The 12453-nt window shown below is 61.7% G+C and carries 6 protein-coding genes; 1 reads left to right on the plus strand and 5 read right to left on the minus strand.

Annotated features, from left to right (window positions below; all coding sequences use genetic code 11):
* Nucleotides 1-2 precede the first annotated feature (2 nt).
* The 5 genes from ACZ445_RS05575 to ACZ445_RS05595 form a co-directional block, all read right to left on the minus strand.
* Entirely contained in the window at nucleotides 3-6527 is a 6525-nt protein-coding gene (locus ACZ445_RS05575; protein ID WP_464708061.1) for an NEL-type E3 ubiquitin ligase domain-containing protein, read from the minus strand.
* Between the two features lie 64 nt (nucleotides 6528-6591).
* The gene (locus tag ACZ445_RS05580; protein ID WP_464708063.1) at nucleotides 6592-7719 is read right to left on the minus strand and encodes an OpgC family protein; all 1128 of its coding nucleotides are present in this window, start codon (nucleotides 7717-7719) and stop codon (nucleotides 6592-6594) included.
* A gap of 119 nt (nucleotides 7720-7838) precedes the next feature.
* A complete protein-coding gene (locus ACZ445_RS05585; RefSeq protein ID WP_179029475.1) occupies nucleotides 7839-7991 on the minus strand; it encodes a hypothetical protein in 153 nt (50 codons plus the stop codon).
* A 67-nt stretch (nucleotides 7992-8058) separates the two neighbouring features.
* Complete coding sequence (locus ACZ445_RS05590) at nucleotides 8059-9678, minus strand: FMN-binding glutamate synthase family protein (protein WP_058423811.1); 1620 nt, start codon at nucleotides 9676-9678, stop codon at nucleotides 8059-8061.
* Nucleotides 9679-9760: 82 nt separating this feature from the next.
* Complete coding sequence (locus ACZ445_RS05595) at nucleotides 9761-12013, minus strand: glycoside hydrolase family 3 N-terminal domain-containing protein (RefSeq protein ID WP_464708064.1); 2253 nt, start codon at nucleotides 12011-12013, stop codon at nucleotides 9761-9763.
* A gap of 166 nt (nucleotides 12014-12179) precedes the next feature.
* Between ACZ445_RS05595 and ACZ445_RS05600 the strand changes: the two genes are divergently transcribed.
* On the plus strand, nucleotides 12180-12452 hold the full coding sequence (locus tag ACZ445_RS05600) for a type B 50S ribosomal protein L31 (protein WP_025858669.1): 273 nt from the start codon (nucleotides 12180-12182) through the stop codon (nucleotides 12450-12452).
* Nucleotide 12453 lies beyond the last annotated feature (1 nt).

Consider the following 12453-nt stretch of genomic DNA (forward strand, 5'->3'; position numbering starts at 1 on the left):
GCTCAATTGACCTGCTGTTGTGCCAGTTGCGCCGCTTCGGTCAACTGGCGTACCAGGCGATTACGTTCGGCAATCTCCAGCTCCACCAGGGATTGCCGACGGTCCAGGTAGGCCTCCGAGCGCCTGTCCGGGATCTCCTGGTTCAGGCTGTTCAACTGGTGACTGACTACGTTCTCAATGGTCGAGAAGGGCTCCGGGTAACTGCGGGCCAGGTATTCGATCCAGAATTCCTCCATCAATAACGAGTTCTGCGCCGCCTGGGTGTTGCTCAGGGCCTCCAGGGTACGACGGGCAGCAGCGATGTCCTGTTCATCGACCCATTCCTCCACCGCATACAGCATTTCTTCGCGACGGATCGGCAGTTGGAATTGCGCGCGAAAACGTAGCCGGTAGTACAGCTTCACTTCCGCATCGTCCGGTTCCACCCCTGCTTCGCGCAGGTTTTGGATGTGTCTCTCGGCCAATTGATCCACCTGGCGCAGGTAGAACAGCTGTCTGGCCAGGTTCAGCAGTTCACGGTCGGCCTGGTTGCTGCCGGCCTGGGACCGGGCCTGGTGAACGATGTGTTCGATTTCCATATTGATAAACGCCAGGATGGCGCCGTCGCCGCAGGTGCCGTCGAGGTAGGTGTTGAGAAACACCCGCTCGCGCAGTTCGGTGGATTGCCCCATGGCATCGAGCAGGTGCCAGACCCGTGCGGTCAGGGCCTGCTGGCTGGCCGGGCTGTGGGTGTAGGCATACGACTGGGGCAGATCGCGCAGCACCCGGAACGTGTCATCCGGGCTGGCACCCTCGTTGTTGCGCAACTGCTCCCACAAGGTCTGTCGTGAGGCGTGCTGCTCGACAGGCACGCCGGCCAGCCAGCGGCTGAAGTCAATCGACATGGCCTGCTGGTGCAAGATGCCCGGCAACGTTCCACCTATGACAATCCCGGTGCGATGGCGATAGTCGCGGATCCTGGCCAGGGTGGTCTCGCTCAAGGGATTGTCATGCAGGACGGTGTTGCGGTTGGTCGGCCCCATGCGCACATCGGAAAATACGGCGTCGGGAATCGTGGTCAAGCGGTTTTCCTGCAACAGCAGGTGGCGCAGACTGCTGCGGCTTTCGGCGCCGATGGGCCAGTGTTCAATGTTGGTCTGGCGCAGCGCCAGTACTCGCAGGCGGCTCATGCGCGAGATGTCCGGCGTCAGCCCCAGGGGGTTGCCATCCAGATGGAGCTCGTTCAGTCGGGTCATGCTGGCCAGCCGCTGGCGGGATTCGCCTGTCAGTACGATCGCGTTGTCGCGCAAGTCCAGGTGCTCAAGCTGGGTCATCTGGGTCAGACTGGTGGGCAGCTCACTGAGCATGCAGTCGATCTTCAAGTGGGTCAGCCCGGTGAATTTGCCGAGGAACGCGTTGCCTGTCGGCGGGAAGGTGTCGCCGTCGATCCGCAGGTATTCAATATGCTCGAAACCTTGGGTACTCAAGATGAAGTCAGGGTCGGGCAGGCTGTTGCCGTTCAGGCGCAGCAGCAGTTGATGCGTGTCGAACAAGCCTGAGTCACTCTCGTATGCCACACGGCTTTCCTGGCGCCAGGCGCGCAGTATGCGATCGGCGAGCTGGCGGCGTACACCGTAGTTCCAACCCACCGGGTCGGTGGCCGGGTTATCGACGGCCTGGGCTGTTTCGATCCAGCGCTGCAATTCGAATTGCAGGGACTGATACTCGGCCTTGCGCCGTTGCAGTTCGATCAAGGCCGCCGGCTCGCTCATGTCCAGGCTGTCAATCAGTTCCCGTGCGCGGAACTGGCTGAAGCTGGGATAGAGTTCGCGCACCTTGCTCACCAGGTCCACCGGTTGGTTCCCACTGAACGGCCAGAGCCCCCGTAGCGAGAACGGATAGGCGATGAATGAACTGTCGACCCGCATCGGCGGTTGCAGCCAATACGGGATATGGGGCAGGCCGAGCAGTTCCTTGATAGCGATGCGCTGGTTCAGCGCCAGTTCGGCGATGGTGTGTTGCACCGGGGACAGGTCGCCGCCATCGACGATCCCCAATGCCTTGCACTCGGCGTCCGACAGCAACAGGCTGATGGCATTGAGCAAGTCGCTGCCGACCTCGGCAGGCTCATTGAGCAAGCGGCCCTGCTTGTCGTAGGCGTGGAACCCACCGTTGAACCGGGCGAGTGTGCGCCGGTCGATGCCGGCAGGCTGGCCCGCGCTTTCCAGCAGGCGACCGTTGGCGTTGCCGTCGTGAATGTCCAGGCGCAGTTGCGGCGGCCAGCCAGGCAGATCCTTGAGCAGGTGCAGGGTGATTTTTTCGCTGTCGGGGTTGGCCAGGGTCTTGAGGTAGAGGCCCTCGAAGGCGCGATTCAGGCGCACGTCATGGGTGGTGAGCCGAGCCTGTTCGGCCAGGCGCAGGCCGACTTGGCTGTGATCCCGCAGTTGCTTGAGCTCCTGTGGGCTGGCCTGTTCGAGGATGGCCGTGACCGCACTGCGGGGCATGTGTGGAAAACGCGATTTGAAGCGCTGTTCCAGCACGTTGCCGCCTTGCTCGCTTTGGGCATACAGGTTGTCGAACAATTGCGCGCGTTCATGGTAGGCATGCTCGGCAATTTTCTTCGCCAGTTTGAACAGACGCTCTTGCTCGGAGGCCGGCCGTTCACCGAGCAGTGCGCGGATCAGCGCATCGTTGCGTACCAGCTTTTTCAATGGTTCGCGGCTGCGGCTTTCGGCCTCGGTAAGGCGTATGGTCTCGGCCGAAGGGTTGCGCGTTGCGGGGTATTGGCGAATCACCGTGCCATTGCTGTCGACGATCTCCAGGCGGTGGCTGCCAGGCCAATTGGGCAGGCGGCTGGCGAGCAGCAACTGCAGGGAAGGTCGGGCATTCTGCGTGGCGGAGTAGGTGCTCATGGCCTGGATAAAGTGCAGGATGTCGCGCTCGATGCGAAAGCGTTTGCACGTGTCTTCCAATAACGGCGGCGGTGCCTGGTGGGTGCTGTGCACCTCGCGCAGCGCGCGAGCAGGCGTGCCCGTGATTCTTAGGATGCGCGTGGCGGTGCGCTCGTCGACGTTGTACTCCTGGGCGCCCAGGCGATAGAGCAGGCGATGGTCGCTCCAGGTCATCGGGTTTTCGCTGGACAGCCGCCAGGCGCCACGCCCGTTGTGTTCCAGCAGCGGCGTATCGACGCCGACCTTGCTGGGGTGCTTGAGCCGCCACTTCAACACGCGGGTGTCAAACTCGATCGGGTACAGCGAGCCGTAGAGCGGCAACAGGTGCTGCCCGTCCAGATCGTAGAGACCCTTGGCGTTGGGCTGCGCACCCGTTGGCAGTACCCCATCGTATTCGTACTGGCGCAGCGAAAGGTCGAGCAGGCTGACATAGCCGCGCGGGCTGCGTTGGGCACTCATCAGATTGCCGAGTGTGTTACGCAGCCCCCGTGCATCAGAGGCTGATTGCATGCCCAGTTTCAGCCGCTCGTGGGGTTGCAGCACCGAGCCGATCGCCAGGTAGAAACTGTCGACGGCCGGCGACACCGGGATCGGCCCGCCGTTGCGCATGTCGTACGCTTCATAGCGGCCCTGGCCGTAATGCAGCAGCTCGACCGTGGTGTCGTCGGGGCCTGTGGATACATAGCGTGGGGCGGCCTGGTCGGTGGCCATTTCAGTGACGACGAAGTGCCGATCCAGGAGGTCGCGCAGCAGGTTGGCGGCGAACTCCCGGGCCCATTGATCGTTGTCGGCATGGAACACGCGCGGGTGGTACAGGCTGTCGAGGGCCACATCGATACGCAGCGCGGCGCGGTGATGTTCCAGGTGGTCACGTACCGGCTGCGGCAACGAACCATTTTGCTCGAAGGTCGCCTGCTGGTTCGCGTTCAAAGGCACTTCCTCCAGCAGCTGTGCCAGGTTGGCCGGGGTCAGTGGGGTGAACCTGTCGCGCAGTTTGCGCAGCACGGGCGTGATGGGCACCAGCGGTGGGGCGACCTTCAGCGGGGTAAAGGCGCGCGCGGCATCCCCGGCGGGTACTTCGTGCCGGGCGTATCCGGCATGCCGGTACAACGCACTGAACAGTGCCAGTCGGTGGGTCTGGGCCAACTCGCTGATTTGCAGGCGCACCCGGGCGATGCGTTGAGCAGGGGTCAGGTTCGGGCTGCCTTCCCTGCCCAGTAGCGAATTTGCAGGCTGTTGATTGATGATCAGCTCGAACAGTTGCTCTTGGGAGGTGACCGTCGTGTCGGCGCCGTCGAGGGCGATATAGGTGCCATCGTCACGGCGTTTGAGTTGGGTGATGCTGCCTGTGGCCGGTGGGGTGTCCGTAGTGGCATAGGTTTCGATGAGGGCGCCTTGGGCGTCATACACCTGGATGGATACCTCGCTGGGCCACCCAGGCACTTGCGTCAACAGGCACAGCACGGCGCCATCGGCATGGGGCGGCATGTAGCCGCGTCGGTGGAAGTCGCTGATCAACTGGTCGATCACCCGGTCGACCTGCAAGCGCCTGACCCCTTCGATCAGGTTGATGGGCGCAGGCTCCCCGGCCCATACGCTGTCCAGGGTGCTGCGGCTGGGCGCAATGCTGCGCAACATGTGGTCCATGTCGACCCTGGGCACCGGGCTTGAACCATTGGGCAGCATGCGCTCGATCAGTTGGATGTCCGACAGGGTGTGGGCATTCTTCAGGTCCAGGGTCCAGGCTTGCAGGGCCGGGTTGAACACGATTGGCGGGGCGGCATTGCTGCCGTTTTCCTGTTTGAGCACAAACCCCAGGGCCTTCGGGTCATGGTCGACTTCAACGACCCGTTGCTGTTCGCCATGTTTCAACCACGCGTACTGCCTGCCATTGATCTGGTAGACGCCCTGCGCGTTTGGCGTCTGCCCGTTGAGCAGGTTTTGATCAAGGATCGCGTACGTGCCGATGTCCGGTTTCCATAGAACATCGGTACCGTCGCTGCGGGTCAGCTTCTGCGGGTTGCCCAAGCGTTGCAACAAACCCTGGATGCGCTGCCGGTGCACCCGGCCGGCCGTGGAGATCAGCAGGCCGTTGATCGCCAGGTCCGCCACATCCACCATGGCGGCGGCCAAGTCGTTGGCCTGGCCTCTGGCGATTTCGTTGAAGCCGATGATGACGCTGTAGGTCAGGCTGCCAAATACCACCGCCTGCATCACCCGGTTCAAACCGGTGACACCACCGGGCATGGGTGTCAGCAGCAGCTGCAGGATTTCGTCGGCAATCGCTGCGGCGCCCGCCATCACGGCTTGCAGGTCACGGGTTGAGCGACCGGTCGCCAAGGTGGCGAGGTTGGCTTGGTAATGCTGGACGTGGCGGTAGGTGAGGGCTTGCGCCAGGCTTTCGGTGCGCCCGTGTTTCGGGTCTGGCGTGAAGCGCAGGCCGTCCAGGGTCTTGGCCGGGAACAAGCGGTGGAAGGTGTCGTACAGGAAGCCCGCGGCGGCACTCAGGTTTTCCGGGCGCTGCTCACTGGCGTCCAGGCGTTTGAACCCCTGCATTTCGGTCATCGGCAGTTGCCGTGAAAACCAGCCCAGGTCGTGCCTGCGATGGCCGTCCTTGAGTTGTTGCATGAAGTGGGCGTTGGCAGCGTTGGCGTCCGCGTGATAGTGCATTGCGCCACCGGGACGAAACGGGAAATAAGACACCACCCCGAGGCTGCCCACGCGAATCAGCAACAGGGGCACCGGGATGGTCTCACCGGACGGCACGAACGGCACCGCTGGCAGTAGCGTGACGCCGGTGCTCATCCCCAGTGTTTCAAATTCCAGTGCCGGGCCACTGCCGTCGATGGCCTGGGTCAGGCGGTCGTAGAGTTCCCGGGTGAGCCCGGTGACGGCACGGTTTCGGTAAGCTTCCAAGGCTTCGAACCTGAGGTTTGCGAGGGTGCTCTCGTGCAGCAGCCGTTGCAGTTTTCCGTCCTTGCCCAAGGTCGCCCTGAGGGTGGTATCCAGCTGCCCGCCGAGGTCCAGGTCGCGGGCGATGTCGACAAAGGCTTTGACGGTCAGCTTGGGGTTTTCATTGCCCGTCAGGTAGGCGGCATCGATGAAGGTGGTCCCCGAGCGCTGCGGTGTGCTGGTGGCGAAGTCGAAATTCAGGCAGGCCGCCTCCCACAACGACAGGCTGGACACGTGGGAGCGATACTTCCACTCGTCGTAGGCGCGGCGAAAGCGCCGCAGGTTCGGCGAGAGACTGGTGGTGCTGGTGCGCGGTTCCCAGGGCAGTGGCGCCTGCACTTCCTCCAGATAGCGGGTGTGCAGGAACACGTGCAGAGGGTCCTGATTGCCGATGCGCTCGCGCAATCGGGCCAGCCCCTGGGTCTTGAACGTGTTGATCAGGTTGCGGTTTTCGGACTCCACTGCGGTAAGCGCCTGGAGCGCTTCGCGTTGCAGCCTTACATAAGTGCGCTGTTGGTCCGGGGTGAGGCTGTCGAGTGTGCGCGTGAGGGTGCGCCGGATCTGTTCCAGGGCTTGTTGTTGGCCCCAGGCGTCGCTCGATTGCAGGTTGCCCGACAGACCGTTGAGCAGTTGATGGGTTGGCATGGACCATTTCCTTTCACCGTTGAAGTGGAAGGAAATGGAATCACCCTGCCGGTTTTACCGGGCGCTACCTATGTAGCGCGGGCTTGGGGGCCGAGTCCAGGCGCTTGAGCATGTCCAGCCAGACGGCGAGGCCCGCCATCAACAGCGCACCGGCCACGGCGGTGGTCAGTTGCATGGCCACTGCATCGTTGGCCAAGGCGTTGAGCATGTCTGCCAAGGGCGCCAGCACCACCCCCAGGCAGAACACTTCCAGGGAATAGCGGCCCATGCGGCAGACCTCAGTGGCAACACGGTTCTGCGTCCAGCCGTGGTGGGGCAACAGCTTCGCCGTGACGTAGGCCAGGGCGAGGAAGTGCAAGAGCCGTACCGGTGACAAATCGGTCTTGCTGATCGGGTACAGCCACTCACTGAGCCACGCCGGCATCCATGCGTCGTGCACTTCGGGCCAGCGCCACGACAGGGTGATCACCGCTGCCAGCAACACATACAGGGCGCACGCGACAAACAGCGGCTGGCGCGACAAGGGGCGTACCTGCACCGGTTTTGGCCGCTGGCTGTACACCGCTGCCGCGCCGCCAAGCACGAACAGCAACTGCCAGGTGACCGGGTTGAAATACCACACGCCGTCAGCAATCGCGCGCAGGTTCCAGCCCATCCACGGCGCCATCAAGTAGATCGCCAGCGACACGGCCACCACGGCCTCGACCTTGCGCATCATCATCGGCAGCACCAGCGGCAGGCCGCCCAACAGCACGATATACAGCGGCAGCGGGTCCATCAGGTTGGGTTTGAAGCGCAGCAGCAGTTCGTCGGTCAGCGCCTGCTGCGGGTGGGTGACGAAGTGCGTCAGGCCCATCTCCTCGACCAGGTCGCGGGTTTCCACATGGCTGTTGGCAAAGAACACGATGCCCATCAGCAGCGCCAGCAAAAAGATATGCACCACGTACAGCACCCAGGTGCGTCGCAGGATTTTCAAGCTGGCCAGCCAGTAGCCGTCGCGCAGCAGGATCTTGCCGTAGGCGAGCACGGCGGCAAAGCCGGCGAGGAACACGAACACCTCCGCCGCGTCGCTGAAACCGACGTTGCGCAAGGTGATCTGGCCGAGAGGGTTGTGGGGGACGTGATCCCAGAAAATGAAGATCAACGCCAGGCCCCGAAAAAAATCGATGCGTGGGTCGCGTCCGTCAGGCATGGCTACGGGCTCTTGAATATCAGGTTTAACAAGGACAGGTGAGCGTGGGCGTTGTCGTACGCCGCACGCCGGGCGGGCGCAGGTTGGCGGTATTTGTAAGCAATTGCAAAGGTTGGATATTACTGAATGTCTCTAGACATCAATGATGACCAGCGTGCCATGGCTGCCGGCGAGCATGCGTGGGCGATACCGGCTTCCGCCCGGCCCAGCTGCGTCGATCTCCAACTGTCCGGCAGTTGCCCGGCGATGGCAGCGAAGTCTAGTAACGGCATGTGAATCTCCTTGTTTCAACGATGCCGTCGATGGTCCGGTTCAGCGGTGAGGGTCGCTATCTTGATGTTACGCGGCGCTGGCTTCGTGGGGTTCGAAGCTATCCGCCCGCGCCATCTGCCACATCCGCGAATAGAACTCGCCGTTCACTTCCCCTGTGAGCAGTTCGCCGGGCTTGAGGAACACATGCAATTGCGAGAACAGCTTGATCTCGGTCGCCGACATACGCCGCACCAAATGCTTGGCCGACAGTTGCGACGGATGCTCCAGGCCCGCCGCCGCGAGCATTTCCGCCAGGGCCTTGAGGGTGTTGCGGTGGAAGTTGAACACGCGCTGGGCCTTGTCCGGCACCACCAGGGCACGCTGGCGCAGCGGGTCTTGAGTCGCCACGCCGGTCGGGCATTTGTTGGTGTGGCAGCTTTGCGACTGGATGCAGCCAATGGCAAACATGAAGCCGCGCGCCGAGTTGGCCCAGTCGGCGCCGATGGCCAGTACGCTGGCGATATCGAACGCGCTGACGATCTTGCCGCTGGCGCCGAGCTTGATCTTGTCGCGCAGGTTCAGCCCCACCAGGGTGTTATGCACGAACAGCAGGCCTTCACGCAGCGGCACGCCGATATGGTCGGTGAACTCCACCGGCGCGGCGCCGGTGCCGCCTTCCTTGCCGTCGACCACGATAAAGTCCGGGAGGATGCCGGTTTCGAGCATGGCCTTGGCGATGCCCATGAATTCCCACGGGTGGCCCAGGCAGAACTTGAAGCCTACCGGTTTGCCGCCGGACAGTTCACGCAGTTGGGCGATGAACTGCATCAGTTCGATCGGCGTGGAAAACGCGCTGTGACGCGACGGTGAGATGCAGTCTTCGCCCATCAGGATGCCGCGTGTGTCGGCGATTTCCTGGGTGACCTTGTGCTTGGGCAGGATCCCGCCGTGGCCGGGTTTGGCGCCCTGGCTCATCTTGATTTCGATCATGCGCACTTGCGGGTTCTGCGCCTGCACGGCGAAGCGCTCCGGGTCGAAACGGCCATCGCTGGTGCGGCAGCCGAAATAACCGCTGCCCAGTTCCCAGGTCAGGTCGCCGCCGTTTTCGCGGTGGTAGGGGCTGATGCTGCCTTCGCCGGTGTCGTGGGCGAAGTTACCGAGCTTGGCGCCCTGGTTCAGCGCACGAATCGCGTTGGCGCTCAATGAACCAAAGCTCATCGCCGAGATATTGAACACCGAGGCCGAGTACGGCTGCGTGCACTGCGGGCCGCCGACCATCACGCGAAATGCGCTGGGGTCGCTGAGCGGTGCCGGGCGCATGGAGTGGCCGATGAATTCGAAGCCCGACTGGTACACGTCGATCAGGGTGCCGAAGGGTTTGTCGGCGCTTTCGTTCTTCGCCCGCGAGTAGACCAGCGAGCGCTGGGCGCGGGAGAAGGGCAGGGCGTCGCTGTCGGATTCGAGCAGGTACTGGCGGATCTCCGGGCGGATGGCTTCCACCAGGTAGCGGATATTGCCCAGGATCGGGTAGTTGCGGCGCACGGCGTGGGGGCTTTGCAGCAGATCGAAGAGACCGATCAGGCTCAACACGCCGGTGACCACCGTGATCGGCCACAGCCATTCGTGTTCGATAAAGGGGAGGCTGGCAAGGGTGAACATGACGCACACGGCAAAGAAGGCGTAACGGCTTAGCAAGGACAGGCTCATACGGTTTCCTTGGGTTCAGACTCTTTTGGTCGGTACGGCATTCTGCGCCTGTAAGGAAACCCTAGACAACCTGTGGGAATGTTCAATTTGACATGTTGGGTGAGACGGACTGGCCCGATATAGAGAGCTTGCGGCTATCAGTGACTTCGAAGTGGGCCCGGTTGTCGGTGGTTGAATCACCCCCAACGAACAGGGTGAAGGTGCCGGCTTCCACCCTTGGCTCAAAACCCGCATCCAGCACTGCAAAGTCATTTTCATCGAGGGTGAAAACCACCTGCTGGGTTTGGCCGGGTCTTAAATGCACTTTGCGAAAGCCGCGTAACTGGCGCACAGGGCGGGTGACGCTGGCGACATTGTCCCGCAGGTACAACTGAACAATTTCATCGCCTGCGCGTGGGCCGGTATTGGTGACGTTGGTCCGTACAGTCAAGGTTTGGCTGGAGCTGAGGCGCGAGCTGCTCAATTGAGGAGTGCCGTAGCTGAACGTGGTGTAACTCAGGCCGAAACCGAAAGGGTATAACGGGGTCGAGGGTTGATCGATGTAACGCGATCTCCAAGTGTCGTCCTTGCCAACAATCGGGCGTCCGGTGTTTTTGTGCGCGTAGTAGATGGGAACCTGCCCCACGCTGCGGGGGAAGGTCATGGGCAGTTTGCCGCTGGGGTTTATGTCGCCGAATAGCACATCGGCTACGGCGTTACCTGCTTCAGTACCCAGAAACCAGGATTCGATGATAGCCGGTGCCCGCTTGACAGTGCCGGTCAATACCAGTGGGCGCCCATTCATCAGGATAACGACCACGGGCTTCCCGGTTTTCAGGAGAGCCCGCAACAGGGCATTCTGGGCACCGGGCAGATCCAGGCTGGCGCGGCTGTTGGCTTCGCCGCTCATGTTTGAGGTTTCACCCAATACCGCGACGATCACATCGGCGTCTTGGGCAGCGTTTTGTGCCGCTGCAATACCCTGGGTGTCCTGGCTCGAAGGTGATGCACCGGGTACGTAGACTACTCGACTGGTGGGGGAGGTGGCGTTCTGTATGCCTTGCAGAATTGAGGTCGTCCCAATGGGTTGCCCCGCAGTCATACAGGGGGCCAGGCTCGTAGCGGTATCCGTTGCGAGGCTGCCGACGACCAGAATATTGTGTAGCTCTTTCGACAAGGGCAGCAATGAATCGGCATTTTTCAGCAGCACGATGGACTTTTGTGCGGCTTCTCGGGCTAGTGCGCGGGCTTCCGGGGTTTGGGACAGCAAGCGTTGCCGGGTTGTATCACTGTAGCGATAAGGATCATCGAACAGGCCCAGCCGTTGCTTGGCCTTGAGTACGCGGCGTACGGCGTTGTCCACGGTCGCCATGGGCACTTGGCCGTTACTCACCAGGTAGGGCAGGTTCTGCCTGAAAAACTGGTTGGCCATTTCTATCTCCAGGCCTGCGCCTATCGCTTGACGTGACGCGTCCAGGGGCGTCGCTGCAATGCCATGGGTGATCAATTCCGACAGTGCGTCATGGTCCGAGACGATCATTCCCGAAAATCCCCATCGCCGACGCAGCACACCGTCAAGCAGTGCCTGGTTGCTGGCCATCGGCAGCCCATCAAGTTCGTTGAAAGCCGGCATGATGGCATCGACGCTTGCCTGAACGGCGGCTTGAAAGGGGGGCAGGTAGACTTCCCACAGCGTGCGTTGCGACAGGTCTACGGTGTTGTAGTCGCGTCCTGCTTCGGCAGCGCCGTATGCCACGAAATGTTTGGCGGTGGTTAACATGAACGCCGTACTGGTCGGCCCGTCCCCATGGAAACCCTTGATTCGCGCCGTCGCCATAGCCGAGCCCAAAAACGGGTCTTCTCCCGAGCCCTCCACCACGCGTCCCCAGCGTGGGTCGCGAGTGATATCGATCATCGGCGCGAACGTCCAGTGCACGCCATTGGCCGTCGCCTCCACTGCGGTGGCATGCGCGGTGCGCTGGGTGAGTTCAGGCTCCCAGGCGCTGGCTTCGGCAAGTGGTACCGGGAACATCGTGCAAAAACCGTGAATGACGTCTTGAGAAAAGAGCAAAGGAATATGCAGTCGCGAGCCTTCCACCACCAGACGCTGCAATTGACGGGTTTTTTCTGCACCGCTGGCGCTTAGCACTGCGCCAACATCAGTCATCGCCAGGTGTTTCTGGCCTAGCAGATCAATGATAGCCCCGTCAGGGGTGTCCACTATTTGTAACAGCGTCAGTTGGCCCACTTTTTCTTCAAGGGTCATCTGCGCCAGTAAGTGCTCGACCCCATCATCCTGGGCCATCGCCACCAATGGTAGGTAAGTGAGCAGCAGGATCAGCAGTCGACGCTCCATACGTGCGTTCCAAGGCAACGGGCTTGGATGGAGTGTCTGGTTAACAGCCAACAACGTCTACTGTGAGTTCTGACAGGTCTGTGCTTATTGCAATCCGTTCTCGTTTGGGTGTATCATTTATGTTACTGTATAACGCATATTCGCACCCAAATGCCCCGGAGGCCTTATGAAAGCTGGTATCCACCCCGACTACCGCACCGTGCTGTTCCACGATACCGCCGCCGACGTGTTCTTCCTGATCGGTTCCACGGCCGACAGCGACCGCACCCATAAACACAGCGACGGCAACACCTACCCGTACATCCCGTTGGACGTATCCAGCGCGTCGCACCCGATCTACACCGGCCAACAGCGCAAGACCCAGGCCGAAGGGCGGATCGCCGGGTTCAACAAGCGTTTCGCGTCGTTTGGTTCGAGCCCGAAAAAAACCGAGGCATGAG

It is taken from the genome of Pseudomonas allii (genome assembly GCF_055380095.1).

What these genes read in the sequence shown, in the direction of transcription:
- ACZ445_RS05590 (WP_058423811.1), bottom strand. Translation starts at nt 9,678, where the DNA reads ATGAGCCTGTCCTTGCTAAGCCGTTACGCCTTCTTTGCCGTGTGCGTC.
- ACZ445_RS05575 (WP_464708061.1), bottom strand. Translation starts at nt 6,527, where the DNA reads ATGCCAACCCATCAACTGCTCAACGGTCTGTCGGGCAACCTGCAATCG.
- ACZ445_RS05600 (WP_025858669.1), top strand. Translation starts at nt 12,180, where the DNA reads ATGAAAGCTGGTATCCACCCCGACTACCGCACCGTGCTGTTCCACGAT.
- ACZ445_RS05595 (WP_464708064.1), bottom strand. Translation starts at nt 12,013, where the DNA reads ATGGAGCGTCGACTGCTGATCCTGCTGCTCACTTACCTACCATTGGTG.
- ACZ445_RS05580 (WP_464708063.1), bottom strand. Translation starts at nt 7,719, where the DNA reads ATGCCTGACGGACGCGACCCACGCATCGATTTTTTTCGGGGCCTGGCG.
- ACZ445_RS05585 (WP_179029475.1), bottom strand. Translation starts at nt 7,991, where the DNA reads ATGCCGTTACTAGACTTCGCTGCCATCGCCGGGCAACTGCCGGACAGT.